At 69.9% G+C, this 25,894-nt stretch carries 16 protein-coding genes and 1 pseudogene; 7 read left to right on the forward strand and 10 right to left on the reverse strand.

Annotated features, from left to right (window positions below; translation table 11 throughout):
* Positions 1-42: 42 nt before the first annotated feature.
* Positions 43-1,659, reverse strand: a complete 1,617-nt coding sequence (locus ACWD04_RS02670) for an ADP-ribosyltransferase domain-containing protein (RefSeq protein ID WP_451127299.1) — start codon at positions 1,657-1,659, stop codon at positions 43-45.
* A gap of 245 nt (positions 1,660-1,904) precedes the next feature.
* Here ACWD04_RS02670 and ACWD04_RS02675 point away from each other — a divergent pair, with 245 nt between their 5' ends.
* The 3 genes from ACWD04_RS02675 (at position 1,905) to ACWD04_RS02685 (ending at position 4,514) form a co-directional block, all read left to right on the forward strand.
* Positions 1,905-2,549: a macro domain-containing protein gene (locus tag ACWD04_RS02675; protein ID WP_451127301.1), complete on the forward strand. Its 645-nt coding sequence runs from the start codon at positions 1,905-1,907 to the stop codon at positions 2,547-2,549.
* Positions 2,550-2,873: 324 nt separating this feature from the next.
* A complete protein-coding gene (locus tag ACWD04_RS02680) occupies positions 2,874-3,989 on the forward strand; it encodes an ABC transporter substrate-binding protein (protein ID WP_451127303.1) in 1,116 nt (371 codons plus the stop codon).
* Positions 3,990-4,199: 210 nt separating this feature from the next.
* A complete protein-coding gene (locus tag ACWD04_RS02685) occupies positions 4,200-4,514 on the forward strand; it encodes a DUF1330 domain-containing protein (RefSeq protein WP_451127305.1) in 315 nt (104 codons plus the stop codon).
* A gap of 2 nt (positions 4,515-4,516) precedes the next feature.
* Here ACWD04_RS02685 and ACWD04_RS02690 read toward each other — a convergent pair whose 3' ends face one another.
* The 3 genes and pseudogenes from ACWD04_RS02690 to ACWD04_RS02700 all read right to left on the reverse strand — a co-directional run.
* Positions 4,517-5,320, reverse strand: coding sequence for a MerR family transcriptional regulator (locus ACWD04_RS02690; protein ID WP_451127307.1), 804 nt, complete (start codon positions 5,318-5,320; stop codon positions 4,517-4,519).
* Positions 5,313-5,849, reverse strand: a complete 537-nt coding sequence (locus ACWD04_RS02695) for a VOC family protein (RefSeq protein WP_451127309.1) — start codon at positions 5,847-5,849, stop codon at positions 5,313-5,315. The genes ACWD04_RS02690 and ACWD04_RS02695 overlap by 8 nt, the downstream gene beginning before the upstream one ends.
* A gap of 107 nt (positions 5,850-5,956) precedes the next feature.
* Positions 5,957-6,082 (reverse strand): annotated as a pseudogene (locus ACWD04_RS02700) (inositol monophosphatase family protein); the annotation flags it as partial.
* A 279-nt stretch (positions 6,083-6,361) separates the two neighbouring features.
* Here ACWD04_RS02700 and ACWD04_RS02705 point away from each other — a divergent pair.
* A complete protein-coding gene (locus ACWD04_RS02705; protein ID WP_451127311.1) occupies positions 6,362-6,817 on the forward strand; it encodes a hypothetical protein in 456 nt (151 codons plus the stop codon).
* 19 nt (positions 6,818-6,836) lie between these two features.
* Here ACWD04_RS02705 and ACWD04_RS02710 read toward each other — a convergent pair whose 3' ends face one another.
* Genes ACWD04_RS02710 through ACWD04_RS02725 form a run of 4 tightly spaced genes read right to left on the reverse strand, consistent with a single transcriptional unit; the run spans position 6,837 to position 11,497 of the window.
* Positions 6,837-7,877: a hypothetical protein gene (locus ACWD04_RS02710; protein ID WP_451127313.1), complete on the reverse strand. Its 1,041-nt coding sequence runs from the start codon at positions 7,875-7,877 to the stop codon at positions 6,837-6,839.
* 11 nt (positions 7,878-7,888) lie between these two features.
* On the reverse strand, positions 7,889-8,824 hold the full coding sequence (locus ACWD04_RS02715) for an N-acetylneuraminate synthase family protein (RefSeq protein ID WP_451127315.1): 936 nt from the start codon (positions 8,822-8,824) through the stop codon (positions 7,889-7,891).
* A 28-nt stretch (positions 8,825-8,852) separates the two neighbouring features.
* Complete coding sequence (locus ACWD04_RS02720) at positions 8,853-10,091, reverse strand: cytidylyltransferase domain-containing protein (protein ID WP_451127317.1); 1,239 nt, start codon at positions 10,089-10,091, stop codon at positions 8,853-8,855.
* Positions 10,092-10,111: 20 nt separating this feature from the next.
* Complete coding sequence (locus ACWD04_RS02725; protein WP_451127319.1) at positions 10,112-11,497, reverse strand: DUF6716 putative glycosyltransferase; 1,386 nt, start codon at positions 11,495-11,497, stop codon at positions 10,112-10,114.
* A gap of 209 nt (positions 11,498-11,706) precedes the next feature.
* Between ACWD04_RS02725 and ACWD04_RS02730 the strand changes: the two genes are divergently transcribed.
* The 3 genes from ACWD04_RS02730 (at position 11,707) to ACWD04_RS02740 (ending at position 15,327) form a co-directional block, all read left to right on the forward strand.
* Positions 11,707-12,708 carry a glycosyltransferase family 2 protein gene (locus tag ACWD04_RS02730; protein ID WP_451127321.1) on the forward strand — a complete coding sequence of 334 codons (1,002 nt, stop codon included), beginning with the start codon at positions 11,707-11,709 and terminating at the stop codon, positions 12,706-12,708.
* Positions 12,708-14,111, forward strand: a complete 1,404-nt coding sequence (locus ACWD04_RS02735) for a polysialyltransferase family glycosyltransferase (protein ID WP_451127323.1) — start codon at positions 12,708-12,710, stop codon at positions 14,109-14,111. The genes ACWD04_RS02730 and ACWD04_RS02735 overlap by 1 nt, the downstream gene beginning before the upstream one ends.
* Positions 14,112-14,175: 64 nt before the next feature.
* Positions 14,176-15,327 carry an acyltransferase family protein gene (locus ACWD04_RS02740; RefSeq protein WP_451127325.1) on the forward strand — a complete coding sequence of 384 codons (1,152 nt, stop codon included), beginning with the start codon at positions 14,176-14,178 and terminating at the stop codon, positions 15,325-15,327.
* A 449-nt stretch (positions 15,328-15,776) separates the two neighbouring features.
* On the opposite strand, the gene ACWD04_RS02745 is transcribed toward ACWD04_RS02740, so the two are convergent.
* Together ACWD04_RS02745 and ACWD04_RS02750 are read right to left on the reverse strand one after the other, a co-directional pair.
* A complete protein-coding gene (locus ACWD04_RS02745; RefSeq protein WP_451127327.1) occupies positions 15,777-16,154 on the reverse strand; it encodes a hypothetical protein in 378 nt (125 codons plus the stop codon).
* An 8-nt stretch (positions 16,155-16,162) separates the two neighbouring features.
* Positions 16,163-25,795 carry a LamG-like jellyroll fold domain-containing protein gene (locus ACWD04_RS02750; protein WP_451127329.1) on the reverse strand — a complete coding sequence of 3,211 codons (9,633 nt, stop codon included), beginning with the start codon at positions 25,793-25,795 and terminating at the stop codon, positions 16,163-16,165.
* Between the last annotated feature and the right edge of the window lie 99 nt (positions 25,796-25,894).

Below are 25,894 nucleotides of genomic sequence, written 5' to 3' on the forward strand. Positions count from 1 at the left end.
TCGGGCCCGCACCCTTCCGCATACCCCCGAACGACTCCTGCCTCAGGACACCAGTGTCTGCTCCTCCAGCTCGGTCAGCCGCACGGTGCACAGGCCGCCACGTTCGGCCTTCACGGCCGTCACCTTCAGCTGCGTGCCGGGCGAGAGGATGAACTCCTCCTCGCCTGTGAAAGCGGAGAACCGGCGGATGCCCACCGCCCGGGCCGGGGTCACCTCGAAGAGTGTCCGCTTGCCACGGCTGCCGAGGAACGACCGTGCCACGCCGACCTCGGACGTGCACGAGGACACACCCCACCAGGTCACCGTCTTGCCCAGTGGGTACTGCGCACGCAGGTCCAGCGACACTCCGCGCCACAACGGCTGCGTGTGGGCGGGGAGCTGTGAGACCGCCGAGAACAGCAGCCGCAGATAGGGGAGGTACGGGACGACCTTCGCCCGGTCCGGGGAGCGCAGGACCGCGTTGATCTCCCGGTAGAACGCGGATTCGCAGGTGTAGAGGTAGAGGGCGGCGATCGCGTCGGCGGACAGCTCACCAGCCGCCTCGTCGGCGCGCCTCTTCCCGAATTCGTGCGACTGCTCGACGTGCCGGCCGATGCCGGCCAGCAGGCAGGCGACCGGACCGACGGCGTCCGGGAAGTCCAGGAGCGGGGTGTCGAAGACACCGGTGATCGGAGGCAGGACGAGTCCCTCGTCCTTGACGCCCGCGAGCCGGTCCAGATACAGCTGATGGAGCTCCATGGTCGACGCGATGAACGCTCCCATCCGTTCCGCGACACCGTCGTCCGCCCCGTCGGGCCCCTCCGCGACCGTGTCCCACCCCTTGCCCGGCAACCAGTCGATCCCATCGGCGCCCACTGAGGCGAGTGCGGCGTTGACCGTCCCGAAGTGCTCGCCCTCGCAGAAGATGTCGCCCTGCGCGGCTGGGTTGGGGTGATCGATGTGCCGGACTTCGACGTCCGGATACTTCTTCTGGAGACGGAGGACGACGCTCTTCAGACTGCGCGCGTGAGCGCCCCACCAGGCGAAGACGACATAACGGTCCTCCTCCTCGGCGTTCTGCTTGGCTTCGAGGATCTCCTCGACGATCCGCTCGACCGCCGGGCGCCAGAACCTGGTGTGCTGGTCGGTGGCCATCGCCCCGTCACTGCTGGCGGTCAGTGCGGCGTTCAGCAGCAGCACCCCCTGCGTGAGCATCGCCTGGAACCACTCCGGCGGCTGGACGGTGTCCTTTTCCTTCAACAGCGCGCGTACGTCGGCGATCGGGGTCTTCTTCGGTATGCCGTACTTCCACATCGCCGCGGCCTTGATGATGCAGCGGATGCTGACGACCCGGCCGAACTGACTGTCCTTCCAGTCGTGGAAGGTGTTGTCGAACATGGCGATGCCGGTGGCGCTCTCCGGCCTCGGGTAAGGGTTCTGGCCGAAGACGACGACCTTCCACCTGTGCGGCGGATTCGGCTTGAGCGCCTGGAAGGTCAGCTCGCGCACCGGCACGACTCCCGGCCCACGGCCCGGGCCGATGAACTCCGCGGCGTCCGCGTGCGACTCGATGACCGGCTTCAGCAGCGGAAGCCACGGTTCGCCGCCGCCCTTGAACAGGTCGGCGAGGGCCAGCGGATCGTTCGGGTCGGGCTGGGACGAGGTCGTGGCATCGCTCATGGTGGAGGCGCTCCGCGGGGTCGGTACGGGCTGGGTTCGAAGTCGTCGGCGCAGTCCGGCGCCGTACGCACCGTGATCCTGCACAGGACCGGTTATATCGCCGGCCACTGACAACGGATGTCCTCAACCAACTTCCGTCCGACGCGCTGTCAGTGGCGCCCGGTAGCGTCCTGAGCAGTGGAGAGAGCACCTCTTGATCGGAGCGCATGATGACCGCGAACCGCTTGCCGTCGCCGCCTGTCCGGGTGGTTCTGACCGACCTCAACGCCGACGTCGTGGACGCGTGGCGGGCCGCGTTCGCCGACACCCCGGAGATCGAGATCCGCAAGGGGTCGATCCTCGACGAGAAGGCCGACGCCTGGGTCAACCCGACCAACTCACGCGGTCGTATGGACGGTGGCGCCGACGCCGCCATCAAGCGGCACCTCGGCGCCGGCGTCCAGCTGCGCGTGCAGCGGGCGATTCGCGACGGCTTCGAAGGAAACCTCCCCGTGGGGAGCGCGGTGTGCGTCCCGTCCGGAGCGGCCAACCCGAAGTTCCTCATACCGACACCGACGATGGAGGGGTCCTCGCAGAACGTCAGCGCGACCCTGAATGTGGCCCTGGCCTGCGCCGCCGCCTTCCAGGCGATCCACCAGCAGAACAAGAAGGCGCCGGGCAGCATCGAGTCGGTGGCACTGGTCGGCATGGGCGCCCGTACCGGCCGGGTACCGGCGCGGGTGTGCGCCAACCTGATGTGGACGGGCTACACCCTGTACAACGACTACCGCTTCGAGGACTACGACGAACTGCGCAGCACCATCGTCGCGCAGCTCCACGACATCGAGGCCGCGCCAGCCACGGAGCGCGTCCGCATCGACCCCACCAGGCGCGGCGCGACCCGCCGCTGACGATCCTCGACCCGCTCGCCGCAGGGCTCCTGATCAGCGGCCGGTACAGAGGAGTTGATCTGGCCTGTGTCATCGCGGCGACCGATATCGCCGCCAACTGGTACGCGGTCCCCGGGATCCAGCACAGCGACTTCTTCGCTCGCACCGGCCTTCAACGGTTGACGATCTTTACGTTGCTCGTGCTCGCAACAGCGGCAGTACTGCGTGAACACTCGCAGTGGAGCGTGAAGTCACTGACGAGGCAGGATGACTCGTACTTCCGGCCTTGCCTCTCCTCGATCCGGGCAGGGTGCAGCCGCGCCGTCACACGAAGGGCGTCACCGCATGAATACGCCACCATCGTCCATGGGAGCAGAGCGAACCGAAGGGACTCCCGTCCGGATCGGCGCTCTCGTGCCGCTGACCCGGCCCGGCTGGGTCGAGGCAGGTCAACACCTGCTCGCCGGCCTCGAACTGGCCGTCGGTGACGTCAATGCCGCCGGCGGGATCGACGGACGGCCACTTGAGCTGGTGGTCCGGGACACCGCCGCCGACCCGCAGCGGGCCGCGGCGGCCGTGGACGAACTCGCCGACCTGGGTGTGGCTGCCCTGGCAGGGGAGTATCACAGCGTCGTCGCTCGCGCCGCTGCCGCCAGGGCCGACGCCCTCGGGCTGCCGTTCCTCTGCTCGTCAGCGGTTCTCGACGCGCTCACCGACCAGCCCACGGAATGGGTCGCGCGCCTCGCACCGACTCAGTCGCACGGCTGGCAGATCTACGCGGACTTCCTCCTCGGCGCGGGCCACAGCCGCATCGCCGTAGCAGCCGCGCCGAGTGTCTACTGGGCATCCGGGACCCGCGTTCTGCGGGAGTACCTCGCTCCACGTGGCGGCACCGTCATCGAACTCGACATGCGCGAGCTCACCCCCACGGGCGTGTGCGACGCACTCGTCGAGAATCGGGCGACGGCCCTCCTCCTTCTGGTCGGCCTCCCGGAGCCGGCGGTGTCGATCGTCAGGTCCGTCCGCCGCGACGAGCGCCTCCCCCGGTTCCTGATCGGTGCTCCGGCCGGGCAGCCGGAGTTCGCCGAATGGGCGGCCCTGCTGGGCGACGACGGCTCCGCGATACCGTTCCTGCGCTACCGGCCCGAGCACCTCGGTCCCCTCGGCACGCGCGTCGAGTCGGACCTCCGTGAGCGGCTGGACGGAGCCCCCTCCTTCGTCGCATTCGAGGGCTACGACACGGTCACTGTCCTCGCCGATGTGCTGCGTGTCCACGGCGCGGAGGGCAGGGCGCGCCCTGCCGAATCCTGGTCGCGCGTTGCGATCGAAGGCACCCGCGGGCAGATCCGATTCTGTCGCATACCGGGCATCAGCGTGTGGCAGTGGGCTTGGGCGCCGGTCCACGTGGTTGAGCGGGACCCGGCGGACCCCGAGCGCTTCCGGGTCCTCCACGCCCGCTGAGAGCGTGCGAGAACCTTCAGCTCCTGCGGCGGACGGTGTGGCCGCCGTTGCGCACGAGGAAACCGTCGTTGCGCCCCAAAGCCGCTTCTGCGTAGAGAAGTTCGTCCTCAGCAAGGAGTTCGGCGGCAAACTGCTCGTATGCCAGACGGTGTGTCTACCGCGGCTCTCTCCGGGAAACAGGGGGACGCGGAACGAGGAACGGGGAATCCCATGCCCGCTTACGTCATCGTCAACGTCGACGTGCTCGACCAGGAGGCCGGCCTGGCCTACGCGGCCGTGGCCCAGAAGTCCATCCTCGGCTACGGCGGCCAGTACCTGGTGGCCGGCCCCACGCCCCAGCCCGTCGAGGGCACCTGGGCGTCCTCCCGGTTCATGGTCATCGCGTTTCCCGACATGGACCGGATCCGGGAGTGGTACGACTCCCCCGAATACCGCCAGGCCCGGGAGATACGTGAAGGCAAGGCCCGGGTGGGCATGCTGTTCGTCGAGGGCTCGCAGCCTGAGGGCTTCTCCCTCCCCTCCTGACGCTACGGCCAGGTCGCGGTCTCGGGGTCGATGCCGTGGGCGCGCGCGTCGGCGTCGACGATCTGACGGAACCACGTGGCGAGGCCGGTGTGGATGCTGTCGTAGTGGGCGGCGAATGCCGGATCGGCCTCGTACATGCGGGCGAGACAGACCTGCATCTGCCGGGTGAGCGGGAAGTGCGAAGCGAAGACTTCGCGGTGCCGCTCGACGAGCCGGTTCGCTTCCGGGCTGCCAGGTGTGACGCCGGCGTCCATCGCCTCCGCGAGTGCGCGGTCGAGGCCGGTGATGGCATCGGTGACGGCCCGCCATTCCTCCGGACCGCGAGAGGCCGCGCGTTCGGCGTACTGCTGCCATTGCGCCGTGTCTCCGTAGCGCTGACGGGCCTGGGCGGGCCAGTCCGGGTCCCATCGAGGGCCGAAGATCGCGGCCTGCTGCTCGACGGTCAGCAGCAGGCCGTGCTCGTGGGCGTCGATCATCCGGTCCAGTCCGGTACTGAGCCGCTGGAGGCGGTCGATCCGTTCGGCGACCTGGGCGCGCTGCGCACGCAGTGCGCCGGGCACGTCCGTGGTCGAGTCGTCCAGGACGGCCCGGATCTTGTCCAGGCCGAGCCCGAGCTCCCGGTAGACGACGACGCGGTGCAGGCGTTCCAGATCACCAGCGGTGTAGAGCCGGTATCCGGCAGCCGTGCGCAGCGACGGTCGCGCCAGGCCGATCTCGTCCCAGTGGTGCAGCGCGCGGACCGTCACGCCCAGGTGTGCCGAGGCCTGACCGACGGTCAGGCCATCGGCGTCGGTGGTATCAGGCATGTTCCACATTGTCGCCGCGAACGTCGTCCGGTGGAGTGATCCCGATGGCTTCGAGGTTCCGTGCCTCCTGGCTGGCCGGGTCGAAGGGCTTCGCCGCAGTGAGGACGACCCGTGCCTTCTCGGGGGTGATCACTTCCACGTCGCGGGTGTTCCAGGGGGTGTCGCGTGGACCGTCGACCGAGTCCGGGCGCACGGCACGGCAGGCCTCGACGAGGGAGTCGACCTGGCTCAGCACGCACGAGAAGCTGACGCTCATCGCCGGTGCCTGCTCCGGAACGCTCTCGGCCCGGACGAGGAGTACGTCCTGGAACGCCCACCGGCGCAGATGCACAAGTGTGCCGGGGATGCTGAACAGCTCGAAGAACCCGAGCCCACGGACCCAGAAGTCCACCGACGCCGCCAGATCGTTCGTGGGGATCGTCACGAACGCGGGCATTCCGTAGATGCCACGGAACAGCTCCGGCGGAACGGCGTCCGGGCCGGGGGCGGGCACGGGGCTTGTCTCGAACGCGTTGTAGTAGTCGCTCATGCACACCACTCTTCAGCCTCACGCAACGTGAGGGTCAAGCCCGTGCCACGGTCCGCCCGTCATCCCGAACGGAACAGATGCCTCATCCGCCCCCTACCCTTCACCCTTCAGCCGTTCCCTGACCGCCCCTGGTCACGGATCATCGACAGCAGCAGGCCGTGGGTATCGGCGTCAGCGGCCACCACGAGTCCACGGCCCGCCTGCCCGAGCGGAGCGCCGTCGACTCCGGTGAGACCATCACTCATGCATTCCCCTGCCCACACGTTCGGTCACGCCCTGTCAACACCCTCAGTGCGCAGGTCAGCGGGGTCGACATATGCCCCTACGACCAGAGCTCAGGTTGGGCACCGAGTCTCTTCACACCTAAGCACGCAGGGCGACCATTGGGGCACAGAGAGTGGGAATCCCCCCAAGGAGTGACCCGTGGCCTACGCCTGCCGTCCGGACGCAATCGATCCGCCCGACCACACACAAGGCCAGCGGCTCGCCGCGCTGCTGGAGGGGACACAGCCTTGAACGGGTTCAGGGAGGGCGATCACGTCTTCGACTTGTCCACGGGGAAGGAGGGCAAGGCGATCAACGTCAGGTGTGAAGTGTTCCTCGTCCTCGAGAACGACGCCGGCTCATGGCAGGCGCCAAGGGCGCGGTGCTTCGTCGGACAGCGTCCCGGGCTCTCCCGGACCGAGGTGCCCCCGGGGTATCGGGAGCTGACCGTGGACATGCGCGACGTACTCCCGGGCGACCTGATCCGGACCGCATCCGCCGAAGCGCAGATGTGGCGGGTCGTCAAGGCCATAGAGGCGGCAGGTACCAGCAGAACCCTGCTCCTGGATGGGAAAGGGCTGTGGGTGATGACCAGTCCCCGCCTGGTTCACCGACGCCTTCCTGCCGTAAAGCCGGACAAGTCCGTTGAGGCCGTCTACACCCGGAGATTTTCGCGGTTTCCGTGGTCGGGGATGCCTCGGTAAACCTCCCGCGCCCGCCGGCTCAGCCCTCCGCGACCGCCGTGGCCCGCCACGGGGTCAGCCGCTGCACGTCCTTGGCCGTCTCGGTGACTCCGCGCAGGAAGCCCTGGGCGCGCGGCGAAGCCGTGTCGCGGAGCCACTCCGGCGCTATGTCGCACACCGCGACCTTCACACCCGTGCCCGTCAGGGCCAGCGGGAGGGTGTGGACCACGGTGGACGGGAAGCTCAGCACCGTGTGGCCGATGGGGCCTCTGCGGGCGATGAGTTCCAGGGGCAGGTCGGGGCGGACGATCTCCAGGCCTGTGGCGGATTCCAGGGCGTGGAGCTTGTCCGCGGACTCGCGCCGGTGGGCGAAGTAGCGGGTCGCGCCGTGGGCGCGTGCCAGGGTGGCGACCGCCTCCTCGTACGGAACCGGGTCGACCACGCCCGTCTCCACCAGGGAGGTGCCGACCAGGTCGGCCCCCTTGGTGATGAGGGGCGGGCCGAAGCGCTCCCGGGTCCAGGCGAACGTGTTCGCCGTGACGTCGACGCCTTCCGGGGCCTCCACCGGCATCGCGGTGAACACCTCGACCGTGCGGGTCGCCGACGGGGTGAAGCTGCGGCGGGCCGCGGAGCTGACCGGGGCCAGGAGCAGCTCGCGCGGGCCCCCGCTCCCCCGGCGGTGCCAGCGCACCAGGCGCTCGCCGCGGGCCAGCTGGGCGACGAACTCCATCGTGGCGGTGCCGTCGTCGACGACCGTGATCCGGCGGGTGCGGACCAGGCTGAGGAGCAGTTGCACGTACCGGGAGAACGGGTCCCCGATGACGATGCGGTCGGCCTTGCGGATCAGGCCGGTCAGCGCCCGCAGGGCCTTCAGAGGCGCGCCGGTATCCCCGCGCGCCTCCTGCCAGCGGACGGTGATGCCCTCGTCGCGGGCCAGCTCCGCCATCCTGCGCAGCTGTCCGCGCGACATCGGGTCGACCGGGGGGAGGACGACGACCGTGGTGTCGGGTCCTCCCCGGGTGTGGGTCCACTCCAGGACGTTCAGGAGCTGGACCGGGCTCTCGACGAAGGCGAGGTTCACCGGTCGGCCCGTCAGACCGCGACCGGCTCGGCGGCCGGCGCGTTCTCGCCCTCGGCGACGACGCCCGCGACCCGGCGGAGCTTCTTCATCGGGCCGAGCTCCGACTCGTACACCTTCTTGACGCCGTCACCGAGCGACTCCTCGATGGTGCGGATGTCGCGGACGAGGCGCGTGAGGCCCTGCGGCTCGACGGAGGCGGCCTGGTCGGAGCCCCACATGGCGCGGTCCAGGGTGATGTGGCGCTCGACGAACGCGGCACCCAGCGCGACGGCGGCCAGGGTCGTCTGCAGGCCGGTCTCGTGGCCGCTGTAACCGATCGGGACGTTCGGGTACTCCTGCTGCAGGGTGTTGATGACCCGCAGGTTGAGCTCCTCGGCCTTCGCCGGGTACGTCGAGGTGGCGTGGCAGAGCAGGATGTTGTCGCTGCCGAGGACCTCGACCGCGTGCCGGATCTGCTTCGGCGTCGACATGCCGGTGGAGAGGATGACGGTGCGGCCGGTGGCGCGCAGCGAGCGGAGCAGCTCGTCGTCCGTGAGCGAGGCGGAGGCGACCTTGTGCGCGGGGACGTCGAACTTCTCGAGGAAGGCGACGGCCTCGGTGTCCCACGGGGAGGCGAACCAGTCGATGCCGCGCTTGGCGCAGTGCTCGGAGATGGCGGTGTACTCGGCCTCGCCGAACTCGACGCGGTGGCGGTAGTCGATGTACGTCATCCGGCCCCAGGGGGTGTCGCGCTCGATGTCCCACTGGTCGCGGGGGGTGCAGATCTCCGGGGTGCGCTTCTGGAACTTGACCGCGTCGCAGCCGGCATCGGCGGCCGCGTCGATCAGCGCGAGGGCGTTGTCGAGGTCACCGTTGTGGTTGATGCCGATCTCACCGGTGATGTAGACGGGGTTGCCGGGGCCGGCGGTACGGGTGCCGAACGTGCGCAGGCGGGAGGTGCTGCTCATGGTGGTGCTTCCTTACGTGGTGGGGACGTTACTCGGTGGGGGCGTTGAGGGTTTCGGTGGAGAGGGTGGGGCCGAGAAGCCAGGCCGCGATCTCGCGGATGGCGCCGGATCCGCCCGGGTTTGTGGTCACGGCGCGCGCGGCGGCGCGCACCGAGTCGTGGGCGCTCGCTACGGCGACGGGCCAGCCCGCCAGGCCGAAGCAGGCCAGGTCGTTGACGTCGTTGCCGACGTAGAGCACGCGGTCGGGAGCGATGGACTGCTCCTCGCACCACTGCTTGAGTGCCAGGTCCTTGCGGTCGATGCCGTGCAGGACGGGGACCTGGAGCTTGCGGGCGCGGGCGGCGACGACCGGGTTCTGTTCCGTGGAGAGGATCAGGATCGGTACGCCGGCCCGGCGCAGGGCCGCGATGCCGAGGCCGTCGCCGCGGTGCACGGCGACGGTCTCGCGGCCGTCGGAGTCGATGAGGACACGGTCGTCGGTCTGCGTACCGTCGAAGTCGAGGACGACGGCGTCGATGTCCGCCAGGGTGGGCAGCGGGGAGGGGTCCAGGAGCGGCGCGAGGGCCCGGGCGCGGGCCAGGTCGTGCGGGTCGTCGATCTCCAGGACCCGGGCGGGGTCGGTGGGGACGAGCGCGGTGTGGCCGAAGAAGCGGTGGCGGTGGGTGCGGAAGCCCTCCACCTCCATGGCGTACGCGGCACCGGTCTCCAGGTAGTCCTGGGGGCGGTCCTGACGACGGGGGCGTACGGCCTTGTCGTGGTTGACGCCGTAGGTGTCGTCCTCGACCGCGCTGCCGTCGCGCCACACGAAGCCGTGGAAGGGGGCCACGGTGACCGCGGTGTCGGCACCTTCGCGGGTGACCGCGGCGGCGACGCCGTCGATGTCCTCGCGGGTGAGGAAGGGGCTCGTGCACTGGACCAGCAGCACCACGTCGGCCTTGCGGCCGTGCGAGGTCGTCTCGTAGGTGTGCAGGGCGTGCAGGACCGCGTCCTCGCTGGTCGCCGTGTCACCGGCGATGGCGGCGGGGCGCTGCACGCAGTGCAGCCGGGCCCCTTCCCCCAGCGCCTCCCCCGCGGCCTCGGCCGCGGCGGCTATGGCCGGGTCGTCGGTGGTGACGACGACGTCCGTGACCTCGGGCGAGCTGAGGCAGGCGCGGACGGCGCGGGCGACGAGCGGTACGCCGCCGACACGGGCGAGGTTCTTCGCGGGCACGCCCTTGGATCCGCCGCGGGCGGGGATCACTGCGAGGACGGTGGGGGGCGGGGTCATGGTTGCTCCTGAGTCGGTGGTCACAGCTCGCCCATCCGCCGGATCACGGGGGCGACCCGCTGGACGCCGTGGCGGTAGGCGCCGCGTGCCGCGTTGCGTACGGTCTCGCGGACCGCGCCCCGGACCCGGCCCGTCTCCTTGGGCGTGACGGCGCCCGGCAGCGGGTGGCCGTCGGGGCCCAGGTGGTAGCGGGCAAGGATTCCGGGGAGGTATCCGGGCGCGGTGGCGGGGGTGTAGTAGGGGGCGAGGCGGGGAAGCGGCCCGGCGTCGAGCAGGGCTGCGACCCGGGCGCGGGCGGTGTCGTAGGCCGTCCCGTAGGTGCCGTCGGCGGCGACGCCCTGACCGGCGAGCCATTCCTCGTCGGGCTCCGGGCGGCGGCCGCCGTCGAGGTGGTCCCAGGACGTGATCAGTCCCGAGCCGATGAAGTGGTGGTTGCCGAGCGCCTCACGGACACCGAGGTCGGAAAGGATCGCGGTCGGGATCCGCCGGTGCAGGGACTCCAGCGCGGCGGTCGAGGACACGGTGACCAGCAGGTCGGTGCGGTCCAGGACCTCACCCATGTGCCCGTACACGAGGCTGAAGTTGGGCGGCAGACCGCCGGGGATCCGCTCGGCGAGCCTCTGGTAGGGCAGCTCCTCGATGTGCGTGGTGTGCTCACCCGGCTTGGAGCGCAGCTTCAGCAGCACCTCACGGCCGGGATGCAGCCGGGCGTGCTCGACGAGCCGGCGCAGCAGGTACGTACGGTCGGCGCGGGATGCCGGTACGGAGGGCTGGGCGGCGAACACGACGGTGTCGCGGCCCTCCTGCCCCCGGTGCGGCTCCCCGCCGAGGAACGGCAGGGCGGCCTCCGTGACGGACGACGCGTCGGCGCCGACCCCGTCGTACACCGCGCGGAAACGCTCCCCGTCGTGGCGGGAGTTGGCGAGGACGACGTCCGCGCCGTGCCGCAGCAGGAGCCCGTCGGCGAGCTTCTCGTAGACGACGCCGACATAGCCCGTGACGACGACGGGCCTGCGGGGCAGGTCCAGTGCGGCCAGACCGTGCAGCATCGCCTGGACCGCGCCGCCCACAAGGGCGAGGACCACGACGTCGAACCCCTCGTTGCGCACCGTGTGCAGGAACTCGACGGCGGTCACCTCGCGCACCCGGTCGGTGTCGATCCCGACCTCACCGACTTCGGCGAGCTGTCGGGGCGTCGGGGTGGCCCGGCCGCGCAGCAGCAGACCGCTGATCTCGACGGGGCGCTCCGTCGCGCCGGCCTCCGGGGCCACGGAGAGGCGGCGCGCGGTGAGCGCACCCCATTTCCAGCGGGTGTCGGAGTCGGCGAGCACGGCTATGCGGAGGGGCGCACGGCCGGCTGCTGGGGTGTCGGCCGGAGCGGCCGTGTCATCGGTACGGGGGGGCACGTCCAAGAAGCTAGGAAGGCATTACGAGGAGCGGCCCAACGCGGGGGCAACAGATGGTTAACAGCCCGCCGACGCTTGGGGATCGGGCTCCGCACAGGCCTTTTTCACCCAGGTGAGGCGGGCAGGTTAACGGAGCCGACACGGCCCGTTCATCCCTTGTCCTTTCCGGGGACAAGCCGCATGACAGGCCGGCGCCTAGCGTGAAGCTCGTGGTTAAGCTCTCCGTCATCGTGCCGTTCTACAACGTGCAGACATACGCGCCCGACACTCTCAGAAGCCTGCGCGCGAACGCGCGTAAGGACTTCGAGTTCATCCTCGTCGACGACTGTTCCACGGACGGGACGACCGACATCCTGCGCCGCGCGCGGGACGACATCCCCGGGGCGGTCGTGATCAGACACGAACAGAACGGCGGGCTCGCCACCGCGCGCAACACCGGTCTGGATGCCGCGACAGGGGAGTACCTCACCTTCCTGGACGGCGACGACTGGCTCGCTCCCGGTTACTACGAGCGGCTGCTCGCCGCCGCGGAGGGCCTGGGGTGCGACTTCGTCCGGGCCGACCACGTGCAGGTCACCGGCAGGGCGCGGACCGTGCACCGGGTGCCGCACGGGCTGCGGGGCGTTCCCTTCAGCCCGCGGGACGCCATCCTTCCGCCCGACCGCACCACGTCGGTGGACTATCCGTACGCCTGGGCCGGCATCTACCACCGCCGTCTCGTCGACCGCGGACTGCTGCACTTCACGCACGGGCTGCGGACGGCCGAGGACCGCCCGTGGATCTGGCGGCTGCACCGCGAGGCGGAGAGCTTCGCCGCGGTCGGCCTGCTCGGCGTGTTCTACCGGCGCGGTGTCGCCTCCTCCCTCACCCAGATCGGCGACGTGCGGCAGCTCGACTTCATCCGCGCGTTCGACCAGGTCATCGAGGAGACCGCGCGGGATCCCGAGGCGGACAGGCTGCTGCCGAAGGCCGTCCGCACCTACACGGCCGTCATGGCGCACCACCTGAACTCCATCGAGAGGTTCGAACCGGCCGTCGCCCGCAAGCTGCGCTCCATGAGCGCGGCGGCGCTCCAGCGACTTCCGCAGGACCTCCTCGGCGACACCCTGGACTCGCTCGGTGACCAGCGGGCGGCGCGGCTCCGCCGGCTCCGTCGCCGCCCGGTCCCCGCGGGGACTGCCCCTTCCGTCACCAAGGGAGCTTCCACCTGATGTCCGGCCGCCGTTCCACCCAGCTCTTCTTCGCCTGCTCGCAGTACGCAGCCGCCACGGTCACCGCCGCGATCCGGGCGGGCTTGTTCGGCCCTCGCGACGAACACCGTCGGCTGCTGGTCGTCAGCGACACCTCGTACGCCCCGGAAGTGGGCACTCCGCTCGACCGGATGGACGGATTCGAGTGCCTGCGGCCCGAGTTCGACTCCGTGATCTCCTGGAACGACTTCATCAGCCCCTTCCACCCGGCGGGCTGGTTCCCGCGCGACCAGGACACCCTGCTCTGGGAGCGGTATCTGCGTCTGGCCTGGGACCTCGGTGACGGGCCGGTGGAGATCGCCTGCGAGTCCATCCAGGCGAACCCGTCCAACGCCGTCGCGAAGATCTTCAGCGAGAGCCCCGTCCACGTCTACGCCGACGGCCTGATGAGCTACGGCCCGACCCGGAGCAAGATCGACCCGCTGATCGGCACCCGTGTGCAGCGGCTCCTCCACCTGGATCTGGTGCCCGGCCTCCGGCCACTGCTGCTGTCCGAGTTCGACGTCGCGCCCGAGGTCGTCCCGACGGCCGAGTTCCTCAAGGTGCTCTCGGAACTGTCCGACGCGGCACCCGCGTTCACCGCCGGGCAGGTCGCGGACGCCCCGGCGCTGCTGCTCGGGCAGTACCTGTCGGCGATCGACGTCCTCACACCCGCCGAGGAGGAGGACCTCCATGTGCGGATGGTGCGCGGCGCCGTCGGGCTCGGACACCGCCACATCGTATTCAAGCCACACCCCTCCGCCCCGGCTGGCTGGTCCCGCGCCCTGGAGGAGGAGGCGGAGCGGCTGGGAGCCGAACTGACCGTTCTGGACGCCCCGGTCATCGCGGAGGTGGTCTACCAGCGGCTGAACCCGGCGCTCGTCGTCGGGGCGTTCTCCACCGCTCTGCTCACCGCCGCCGCCTTCTACGGCGTCCCCGTCGCCCGCATCGGGACGGACACGCTGCTCGACGGGCTGACCCCCTACCAGAACAGCAACCGCGTGCCGCTGACGATCGTCGACGCCCTGCTGCCCGACCTGGAGGACCCGGAGGCGGTCACCGCGTGGTCCCTGCCGGACGAGAGCGGCGTCCAGCGGGAGCTCACCGGGCTGGTCACCTCCGTCGGCTTCGCGATGCAGCCGAAGATCTACCCGGACCTGCGTCCCGCCGCCGAGGCCTTCTTGGCCCAGCAGCCCGCCGCCGGCCGGAACCGCTACTTCCGGCGCCGCCGTCTGACGTCGCTCGCCCTGCCCGGAGCACTGCCCTCCCAGTTCGACTTCCTCCCCCGGAACCCCACCGTGCGCAGGTTCGCGCGGCAGGCCAGGACCTGGCAGCGGGCGGCGAGCCGCCGCATGCCGGGCGGGGGCCGGGTCAACGGCAGCTGAAGTCACGCATGACCGTCCGTCTTCCCGGGGGGAAGACCGTGGAAGACGTGGAAGGACCACCGAAGTGACGAGCGCGCCACCGCTGCCTGCCCAGGCGGCGGTTCACCTCCCGGAACCCCGCCCCGCACCCAGGGGCGGGGGCCGCCTGCGTGCCCTGGACGGGCTGCGCATCCTGGCCGCCCTGATGGTCTGCCTGTACCACTACGCGGGCAAGAACGGTCCGGTGGCCGAGGCCTGGGGACAGTCGCCGGGCCTGAAGTTCCCCACGCTGTCGTCGTTCGCGACGTACGGCAGCCTCGGGGTGCAGCTGTTCTTCATCATCAGCGGCTTCGTGATCTGCATGAGCAGCTGGGGCCGGAGCCCGGGGGACTTCTTCCGCTCCCGGGTCGCCCGCCTGTACCCGGCCTACTGGGCGGCGATCGTCATCATCACCGCTGCCGCGGTGCTGCTGCCGGTGGTGGTCCGGCCACTGCCGCTGAACGAACTCCTGGTCAACCTCACGATGCTCCAGCAGCCGATGGGAGTGGACCGGGTACTCGGGGTGTGCTGGACCCTCTGGGTGGAGATGCGGTTCTACCTGCTGTTCGCCGTGTTCGTGGTCTGGCGGGGCGTGACGTACCGCCGGGTGGTCATCTTCTGCATCGGCTGGACGTTCGCGGCCGTCTTCGCCCGGATCGCGCAGACACCGCTCACCGACGCCCTGGTGATGCGGGACCACGCCCCGTACTTCATCGGCGGCCTGGCCCTCTACCTGATCCACCGCTACGGCAGCGACCTGCTGCTGTGGGGCATCGTGATCACCAGCTGGCTCCTCGGTCAGCGGTACTCGGTCACGGCGCTGTGGCACCCGGGTATGGAGGGCGACTTCGCACGCTCCCCCTACGTCATCCAGGCGATCGTGACGCTGTCGTTCGTCGCGGTGGCCGCGGTGGCGCTCGGTTGGCTCGGCTGGGCGAACTGGCGCTGGCTGACGGTCGCCGGCGCGCTCACCTACCCGTTCTACCTGCTGCACGAGCATCTGGGCTGGTTCGCGATCCGCATCATGAACCGCGCGCTGCACCTGCCTCCGCAGGTGACGGTGGTCGCCGCGGTGGCGTCCATGCTCGTCCTGGCCTACCTGCTGCACCGCCTGGTGGAGAAGCCGCTCGGCCCCCGGCTGAAGCGGGCGATGGCGGCCCAGGCGGCGAAGGTTCCGCTGCGGGAGCGGGTGGGCTGAGAGGGCGGTGCCGGTGGGGGTTCCGGCCCTCGCCGGTCCCAAGGTGGCTCCCTCCGTGCCGCGTCCCATGACAGGCCGCCAGCATCCTTGTCACTTCCGCTGACGTTGCCGTCGAAAGCCCAGGTGCCCCGCCCGGACGTCTCAGGCGGGGCATCTGACGTCCAAGGCAACGCAGCTGCCCGGAACCGCAGTTCACCGAAGCCACCACCGGTAAAGACGCCGGTGCCGGCCCACCGCCTGGCGCAACGGGCGTCCGCTGACGTTGCCGTCAACTACTGCCGTCAAACACCCCGGCGGATCCACCGGAGACCGAATCCGGTGGGGCCGCTGCGCACTGTGAGGTGCGACGGTCGACAGTGTTTCATTCAGTGCGGAGCGGTAATCCTGAGCTCACCGTCGACTTCGCCTGCCTGCCCCTTCGGCGATGCCGGGCTCCCTGATGCACGTCTCTATTCCTTCGTCACATCAGGATCGGACACATCTCGCGAGGGAACTATCAGGCCAATGCATGCGATTACCTGCACAGGATCAGTACCGAGGAACACCAGAAATCGATACCCTCCCCTCTTTCGGTCATCGATGGACCCGACCAGAAGTTCCTGATCACCGATCTCCGCGAGGCTGGCCACCGCCTCCTCGAAACCCAATGATGGGCGCTCGAGTTTCTGCAATCTGCGCAACCGCCGGGCGTAGGTGTGATGCAGTCTCGCGGCAGGCATTCTCGCTGGCCAGATTTCGAACGCCGCGCCGGCGGCAAGGGCTCCTTTAGCCTGCGAGTTGACAGTGGATTCGACAGCAAACGCTTGCCTCAGCTCATCTCGCTCCACTTACCCTCCTATCGCGATCGCGGATTGAACCATGGCCCATCGCCTATCCTGATCTCCGTCGCGTCGACAGGGCCGGCGATCAGATGCTCCTCCTCAAAAAAGCCCTCGAGGTCTGTGTCGTGAATCTGCATATCCCTGCGGGGCCCCACGGGCACCTCCAGATCGGAGCGACGGATCCGCATCACTACTGAACCCTGCCCCCACTCGTCTACCTCTTCTTGGGCTCTCCACTCGGCGTGGCTCCAGGAAGTGAACGGGCTGTCTGTCTGGTTACCCCCGACATGCGCCGCCGGACTGGAAGGACCGCCGATCGGAACCGCTCGGCCGGCAAGCGCATCGGCATGCTTCCGATGTCCGGCCCCAACGCCGCGATAGAAATACTCACCCTCGATCCCACAGTTGTGGACCAGGACCGGCGCAGCGCCCGCCGCCACATAGTACGTATGGACGCTGTCCACCGAGAGGTTGTAGACCCGCTCCGTGCGCGTGGAGTCGGCGACCTTCGTGACCTGGACCCAGGTACCGCCGCCCGTCCGGAGCCACTGGCCCGGTTCCAGTTCGCCGGCGGTGGACCACTCACCGAGGGAGGGCACCCAGAAGGGGTGGCCGGCCGTGGCGGTGAGGACTTCGGTGGCGTCGCCCTTGTCGCCGTCCGTGTCGACCGTGAGCTGGACCAGGTGCTTGAGGCCCTCGCCCCGGATCGTGGCCGTGACCTCCTCGTCGGACGTCTTCCCGGTCGTCGGATCGGTGGCCTGGACCTCGTCCCCCGCCTCGACCTCCTCGATCGGTCTACGGGAGCCGTCGGCCATCACCACCTCGGTGCCGGCGACGAAGCTGTTGCCTACGGCGTCTGCGGCCAGGGACGTGCACGAGACGGCAGTCTCGACGCGGTCGACCGTGGTCTCGACCCTGTCGGCGGCCTTCGCGATGTCGTCCGAGTACTTCGCGGCCTTCGACATCATCCGCCCGGCCTTCGCCGCCCGGACCAGGCCCGCGCCCGCGCCTCCGAGTACCAGTCCGCCGACCGTCGCCGCGGCCCAGGCGCATGCCTCCATGTCGCCCTGGGTGACGCAGTTCTTGATGTCGTTGAAGCCGGTGACCTCGCCGACGAAGTTGCCGACGTCCTTGACGCCCTCCCACACCGCGCCCCAGTCGGCGGCGTCCCGGACCGTCTCGACGACCGCTCCGACCTGCTGGGCCACCGCGTCACGGAGCGCTTCGGTCGCCTTCGCGACGTCCTGGATCACGTCGGCGGCGGCGCTGACCAGCATCGCCGGCAGGTTGGGATCGGCCGTGACGATCGCGACGCCGATCGTGATCAGCGGTTTCATGGCGGCGGTGATGGCCGGTATCGGGTTGTGTTTCGCCACCTGGGCAGCGAACTGTCTGGCTTTCTTACTGACCGCGGCTTTCGCCGCGTGGTACGCCTTCCTGGCCTGCGTGATCTTCTCTCTCGCCCATTCGCGGGCCTGTTTCTCGGCGGACCGGTAGATCTTCTTCCCGTAGTCGACGATCGCCTTGAGGCCGGACTTCTTGTAGAGGTAGTTGACCGCCCTCCCCGCGAAGTCGAGGGCCTTGCTGAGGGCCGCCCGGGGGTTCCGGACCGCGTAGACGACCGCGTCCTTGACCCTCTTGGCGGTCTTGTACGCCTTCTTCACGTACTTGTTGTTCTTGATCTTCTTGACGACGCTGGAACAGAACCCGCAGCTGGGCCAGTGCCCGTCTGGATCGGTGTAGTCCATGGGCGACCCGGCCCCGTAGGTGTACCGGTTGGCCAGGATCGAGCTGCCGGAGGCGTAGGTGTAGGAGTCGCGGGAGTCGAACGCCCCGGTCCCCGGGTCGTACCAGCGGGCTCCCATGTTCACCTGGTCGGTGTCGGGGTCGGTCCAGTCGCCCTGGTAGCCCGCGTTGCCGGCGGTGTCACCGGTCGTCTCGCCGAAGGGGTCGTAGGCCGTGGACGCCGTGAAGCCGGTGGCCGTGCCGTCGGTCGCCGACATGTCTCCCACGACGTCGCCGTGCTTGTCGGTGACGGTCAGCTGCGCGTCACCGGTGCCCTCCAGGACGGAGAGGATCTCCTCCGAGGCTCCCCTCCCGTACGTGGAGTTGTTGTCCTTGACCGGGTCCGGCGTGAGACCGGCGTAACTGAAGTGGGCTCCGTTGCGGGACGCGACGCGGTCCAGCGAGTCGTAGGTGTACTCGGTTCCCGACTCACCGGCCGTGGTCATCCGGTCGAAGGCGTCGAAGGCGAACTCTTCGGTCATGCCCGAACTGGTCCGGGAGGCCAGGGTGCCGCGGGCCGTGTGGTCGTAGGTGTAGTCCCCGTCGGACAGCAGCCGGTTGCGCTCGTCGAAGGTGGCGGCCTTCTCACCGTTCCTCGTCCGGTTCCCGCTGTCGTCCCAGCCGTACTCGGTGGTGGTTCCCTCGGTGGTCCAGGAGGTCAGCCGGCCGGCGTCGTCGTACCCGTAGGTGTTCTCACCCGCTTCGGCCGTGCCGGCGGTCTTCTTGCTCGTCAGGTGGTCGTCGGTGTCGTAGCCGTAATCGGTCGAGGCAAGGGTGGAGCCGGTGGACGTGGACACCGTGTCGGTGTCCAGGCGACCCAGCTCGTCGTAGGTGAACTCCCGTGACTGGCCCGCACCGTAGTCGATCCGTTCGACCGCCCCGGAGCTGTCGTACCGGTAGTTCTGGGTGGCGCCCGTGAGCGGGTCGGTCGCGGAGCTCAGCTGCTGGCTGGTCCAGCCGAAGCTCGCCGTACCGGCTGCGTCCGTGCGGGAGATGAGGAGGCCGTCGCTGTTGTACGCGTAGGTGGCGTCACCCGAGGGGCCCGCCGCCTCGAGCAGCGCACCGCGGTCGTCGTACGTGTACGTGTTGTCGCCCCCGGGCGCGGACGCCCGGGTGAGACGGCCGGCCGCGTCGTACCGGAACGTCTTGGCCGCGGTCTCGGACTCGGCACCGCTGCCGGTCTCCCCCGTGAGCAGCCCGGCCCGGTCGTAGGTGCGCTCCCGGACCACTCCGCCCGGGGCCACGACCTTCTCCGGCCTGCCCTCCACGTCGTAGGAGGTGGTCCAGGTACGGTCCGCGAGGCCGGGGTCCCGCTCCGTGGCCGGTTCGATGACCGACTCGGTCCGGCCGAGGGTGTTGAGCGTGTACAGCGTCGTGTTGCCGCGCCCGTCGGTGTAGCGGGTGCGGTTGCCGAGCGCGTCGTAGCCGAAGGACGTGGTGATCGACTTCTCGTCGGTCACCGGTTCGCGCTGGCTCGTGAGCCGGCCCAGGGCGTCGTACTCGTAACTGGTGATACCGCCCAACGGGTCCTTGGCCGAGGTCAGGTTGCCGCCGGCGTCGTATCCGTAGACGACCTCGCGGATCGGGCTGTTGGTGGCGTCGAGGTCGGAGTCCTCGACGAGCCGGCCGAGGGTGTCGTACATCTTGGCCGAGGTGCGGCCCTGGCCGTCGGTCGTGCGGACCTCGCGTCCGCTCATGTCGTAGCCGAGCTGGCTGACCACGTTGCTCGGGTCGGTAGCCCGGGTCAGCTGCCCGAGCCCGTCGTACACGAAGGTGCTGTCACCACCGCCGGGCATGGTCTGCCGGACGACGTTGCCGGCGTCGTCGTAGGTGTTGCGGGTCGTGAACGCGCCTGGTTGCGGCCTGCGTTCGATCGTCGTGCTCGTGACCGGCCGGTCCAGGTCGTCGTAGGTCGTCTCCGCCCGCGCGCCGGTCGGGTCGGTGACCGACAGGATCTGACCGGTGCGGGTGTACGTGTACGACCACTCGCCGCTCTCGTCGCCCTGGCCGACGGGCACCTTCTTCGAGGTGAGCCTGTTCTGCCGGTCGTAGGTGTAGCTGGTGACGCCGCCGCGCGGGTCGGTGGACTCCACCGTGTTGCCCAGGGCGTCGTAGGCATAGCTGACCCGGGGGGTGACGGCCTGTGCGGCACCGGGCGCCAGGTAGGACGGAGCGGTGGCGGAGAGCGTCCGGCCCAGCCGGTCGTACGTGGTGCGGTTGATGTTGCCGAGCGCGTCGACGGACTCGGTCACCGCGCCGAAGGTGTCGTACCCGGTGTAGGTGGTGGGGCGGGACGTGGTCGCCTCGGACCCGGCGGTCTCCGTCCGCACGGCCGGCGCGGTGGTGGACAGCGGCCGGCCGACCTCGTCGTAGGCGTAGTCCGTCCGGTTGCCGCCCGGGTCGGTCACGGACTGCACCAGGCCGCGCTGGTCGTAGTCGTAGGCGGTGGTCCGGCTCTCCGTGGCGCCCTGGACGGTCTCCTGCTCGGCGTTACCGGCGTCGTCGTAGGTGTAGCGAACGGTCTCCGGCGTGGCGTTGACCGGCCACGGCACATTGGAAGGGGCGCCCCCGTTGGCGACGGTCTGCACGTTTCCGGCGAGGTCGTACGTGTACGTGGTGCGGCGGGCCAGGCCGTCGGGGTCGGTGACCTCCGACGTGGTGCGGCCGACCGCGTCGTAGGTGTACGCGGTGACGAGCTTGCCGTTGTTGCCCTTCTCCACGAGCAGGTTGCCCGCGCCGTCGTAGGTGTTCGCCGACACGACGATGTCCCGCGTACTGCCGTCGGGGTCGTGGAAGTCCTCGAGCGTGACCGACCTGACCAGGTCGTCGCCGTAGTACTCGTAGGCGATGGTGCGGCCCATCGCGTCGGTGTGCCGCGCGACGCGGCCGGACATGTCGTACGCGTACGACTGCAGGACCGTGTAGTCGTCGTCCCCGCCGTCGTCCTCCCAGTCGCGCAGCCGGGTCTCGGCCATCGAGCTGCGTGCGGTGTAGACGTAGTCGAAGTGATTGCCGTTGGCGTCCACCATCGACGCGCGGTTGCCGAGCGCGTCGTAGGTGTAGGCCGTCTCGCTGCCCTCCGCGTCGGTCACCGTCACGGGACGCCCGTGCTCGTCGTTCTCGAACGTCATGGAGCGCGGCTCGTCACCGCCGAGCACATCGGTGACGTCGGTGCCGACGACGTTGCCGTCGGCGTCGTAGGCGGTGGTCGTGCGCTGCTGGTGCTTCTGGAGGGTGACCACGTTGGTGGTGGCCGGTTCCGTGGTGGAGACGGTGCGGTTCAGCGCGTCGTAGGTGATGGTCACGGTCTCGCCGGCGGGCCGGGCGTCGGAGACGGTGGTCTCGGTCAGCTTGCGGCCGATCGCGTCGTACGTGAACGAGGTCACCAGGCCGGACGGCTCGGTGATCTGCGCCAGGTCACCGCTGCTGAAGTACCGGTAGCGGGTGACCTTGCTCCGCGGGTCGGTCGACGTCAGCGGCAGGCCGGTGGGCGTGTTGCCGCCGCCGACCGCGGGCTCGGCCCCCGTCGTGTAGGTGTTCCTGACGGTGCCGTTGTCCGGAGAGATCTGCTGGGTGAGCAGCCCGCGGGTGTCGTACCGGTACTGCGTGCGGAACCGGTTGTCCGTGGGGCCGGTGGAGCGGCCGTCCCGTGTCTCGGACGGCTGGTCGGCCCGCAGGTCCAGGTCGCCGGAGGGGGTGGGGTACGTGGTGTAGGCGGTCTGGCAGTCGCCCTTGGCCCGGCACGTGGTCCGGCTGATCACGTTGGAGCGGTCGTCGTAGCCGAGGGTGACCTTGTCACCGGTCTCGCTGATGACGCCGGTCTGGTTGCCCTTGTCGTCGTACTCGTAGGTCTGGATCGCGACACCTTCGACCGGGTGCCGGATGAAGTCCGGTTCGCTGCCGCCGTCGCCGGGCGGGTTGGTGCAGAACGCCGGGTCGCCGGGGTCCGGCTCGGTGCAGATCTGCTCCGGCGGCCCCTCCGGATCGGGGGACTCCCCGGGCTCCGGGGCGCCCAGTCCCAGAGGCGTGCCGTAGCGCAGCATCTGGCCGGTCAGACCGTCGTACTCGTAGAAGTAGGGGGAGTCCGCCGGGTCGTGGACCTCGACCGTGCGGCGGAGGTCCTCGTCGTTGCCGAAGACGGCGGGCCGGCCGATCTTCCAGGTCCCGCCGTTGCGGTCGGTGTACTCCTCGACGCGGTCCCGGGAGACGTCGTACGACACCTCCGAGGCCTGACGGCCGGAGGGCAGCGTGGTCCCGGTCAGCACGTCCGCGGTGCGGGTGGCCTCGCGGTAGTGGCCGGCGGCCGCCTCCGCGCCCAGCGGATGGTGGTAGACGGCCACCTCGTCGATGGTGCCGTTGAAGGAGCGTGCTCCGGTGGTGCCCCAGCCGGGCCAGGAGGCCGGGGCCGAGGCGTGGGCCGCGCCGATCTGGTTGTGGGTGAGCTCGCCCGGTACCGGCTGCTTGCCGGTGAGGGTGCCGGACAGCTTCCCGTCGAGGTACAGGGACTGGGTGGAGCCGTACAGGGAGAGCACGGCGTGGTGCCATTGGCCGTCGTTGACGTTCTTGGTGATGTCCGTGATCGGGGAGACCGAACCCGTCCAGAACTGGCCGCGCAGCTTCCCGTCGTTGCCGACGTACAGGGCGGGGACGCCGACTCCCGGGGCAGCTCCCAGGGCTTTGTCCTGGTAGCCGATCAGCGGGCCGCCGGTCCCGGACGCGACGGTCTTGAACCACACTTCGACCGCGGCGTCCCGGCTCCGTTTGAGGGTGCCGGCCGGCAGGTCCACGCGGGAGGTGGTGCCGTTGAACTTCGCCGCCGTGGACACGTCCCCGCTCAGGGCGCCGCCCTGGGCGAGCGTCACGTCCTTGTAGGTGCCCCGGTCCTTGCCGAGGTTCGTCTCCTTGGCGCTCGCGGCGGCGCTGCCCTCGTCCTCGCCGAGCCGCCAGTACGACTCGGGACGGGCGTCGAGCACCCCGGTGGCGTAGTGGCTGCCCTTCCCGTAGGCGTACCGGGTGCATCCGCCGAGCGGATCGCAGACACTGTCGAGCACATCGCCGGTGTAGCCGTACGTCCAGGCCTGGGCCGCCCCGCCGACGGGGGTGGTGGAGACCCGGGTGACGTGGGAACCGGTCCAGGTGAAGGTCATGGTCCGGCCGCTGCGGGCGTGGCGGGCGCTCTGCAGCTTGCCCGACGACCAGGTGTAGTTGACGACGTTCGAGGACGCGTCCGTGATCCTGATGAGCAGACCGCCGGTCGAGAAGTCGTAGGTGGTCCCCGACTTGTCCTGGAAGGCGTAGGTGTTGGCGGTGGCGTCGTACGTCAGCTTGGCGTACCGGCCGGGCGGCGAGGCGAAGGTGCCGTCGGGGTTCCTGCCGAACCTGACGTCCTGGCCGTCGGGGTAGCGGAGCACGACGTTGCCGCTGCCGTCGCTGTCAGGGGTGATCCGCATGTCGTACCGGGTCGTCCAGCCCGCGCCGAACGCGAGGTCGCGCCGGGGATCGAGGCTGTTGTACGTACGCACGAGTGTGAGGTCGGGGCCGACGGCGCTGATCGAGGCGTCGACGGCGGAGGAGGTGAAGTTCCCGACGTTCGGATCGAACTCCTGGCCCTGCGCCTGGGACAGCCGCGAGGTGATCTCCGGCTGCGGGACCGCCGCGACCAGGGCGACCTGGGCGGTGGGCACTTCGTTGGAGGCGTCCTTGACGAACCCCCGCCACAGATAGGTCGTGCCCCATTTCAGCCGGCCGGCCGGTACGGGGTAGGCCGAGGCCGTCTGGTAGGCGGAGGTGGTGCACGCGACGGGCTTGCCGTCCTTGTCCGCCTCACAGATCTCGTACTTGTACTGGAGGGACGACCCGGCCGGCGCGTCGATGTCGACACCGCTCGCCCACAGCTGGGGGGTCAGGGTCTGCGCCTGGTATCCGTTGGGCGGGAACTGTTCCTTGACGACGGGGGCGATGTCGAAGACCTGGAGGGTCAGCCTCCCGGGCGGCACCTGTTCGTCCGTGAAGACCTTGCCGCCGGTACGGACCATGGTGAAGTCCAGCAGGTACGCGCCCGGTGGCAGGGCCTTGACCGTCGCTTCCACCGTGGCCGAGGACCCGCGCGGCACGTTGCCGCTCAGGTTGGCGGTGCGCTGCTGGGTGACCAGGTGGCCCTTGGCGTCGTAGGCCCGGTACGCGAGGTAGTAGGTGCTCGGGGTCCAGGTCTCCGCGCCCTTGTTGGTGACCTTGACCTTGACCTTGCCGGCCTGGTTCTGGAGCACCGGCGGGTCGGGGACGGGGCTGGGGAAGGAGTAGGAGGCGCTGTACGGGGAGTGCGTGACGAACAGCTTCGGCGGGTTGGCGGTGCCGTGGCCGGTGAACCTCTTGAACGCCAGGGTGTCGGAGGGAGAGGCGCGCAGGGAGAGGCCGTAGTTCGGCTGCGTCCCGTCGACCCAGCGCTGGACCAGGTCGCGGCCGCCCTTGCCGAGGTCGAAGAGTGCACCGGCGGTGGGGCAGGCCGAGCTGGACGCTCCGAAGCCGACGTGCCCGTAGGCGAACGACTTGGAGGTGAGCGCGCGGGCCACCGAAGGCCCCGGGTAGGCCGTTCCGGTGCCCTGCGCCCAAGAGCCGGTGACCGGGTGGACGGAGACGGCGCGCGGTTTGCAGGATCCCGAGTCGTAGTTCACGACCTGGAGCTGGGCGCCGAAGATGCGGTGGTGGCTCAGCTCCTCGTCGAGTCCGGGAAAGCCCAGGAAGGAGTATGTGGCACCGGTCGTACTCCTTCCGACCTGGAGCTCGCTCGCCCCGACGACGGACGGCCCGCCGTCCCGTACGTACATGGAGGTCGAGGCGGAGGTGGCCTCGACGGAGGGGTCGAGCCGGACCGGGTAGGCACGGTCGGGTTCGGCGAGCCAGGCGGCGTCCGCGCTCACCCGGAGCGTCTGCCGGCCGCCTTCCTCCCGCAGCTCGTACCGCACGGCCCGGGAGGTCGCGCCCGCGGCGTCCTCCATGAAGCCGGCCGGGATGACAGCCTTCGTACGGCCGTCCGCGTCCGCCAGGACGACCGAGCCGGCCTCGTTACGGGCCGTCAGGCCCTGGAGGGTGAGGGGGAAGTCGAACTGCGTGGGGGCCTCGGCCGACCGCAGGAGAATCGTTTCCTTGACTCCGCCCGCCTGGGAGTCGAGCCACAGGTCGGTGTCCGGCAGCACCTGCTGGTAGGTGACCCGGCTGCCCTTCGCCTTCCCCGGGGCGGCTGCGGCGCCGTCGAGTGCGTAACCGAAACGTTCCCCTGAGGCGAAGGTGAGAGTGGCGAGTCGCCCGGCATCCGCGCGGTCCGCGAGGTCGAGGCCGACGGCGTCGGCGGTGTTGGACCAGCCGCCTTCCTGTTCGGCGAGGTCGGTCCGGATGGGCTGCCACGATCCGTCCTGGCGACGGAAGTTGACGGGCGCGCTGGACACCTCGCTGGTGAGGGTGCCGTCCTCGTTGGCGAACGTGCGGCTGTGCGCGTCGCGTTCGGCGACGATCTCCTCGCTGGTGTCCGGGTCGAAGCCTTCCACGCTCGGCGCGGGCGCCGTGGTGACCTTCACGGCGTTGGGGCGGGCTGAGGGCCGTGCCGCCGGCGGCGGGGCGACCGGGTACTTGGCGCGCAGCGTGCGCGGCGCGCCGGTGTTGGCCCCTCCGTCGGCCGTGTGACCGCGCCCTTCCGCGCTGCCCCAGCGCTGGTCCGGCCCCTCGGCCGCGGGGAGCGGCTCGGGAAAGAGCGGGAAACCCGCTCCCGCCACGGCCACGGCGCCCACCGCGAACGTCACGAGCAGGGCCAGGGCGACGCTCCTGCCCCACCACCCACGCAGCAGACGGGGCATCAGGAACCCGCGCACGATTTTTTGGTACGACAGCACGGATCCCCCAAGTGCCGGACGCCACGGACCTGTTGATGCTGTGGCCACTGATCTCCGTGTGTCGAGACGGGCACACAT

This window comes from Streptomyces sp. NPDC002911 (assembly GCF_053591835.1).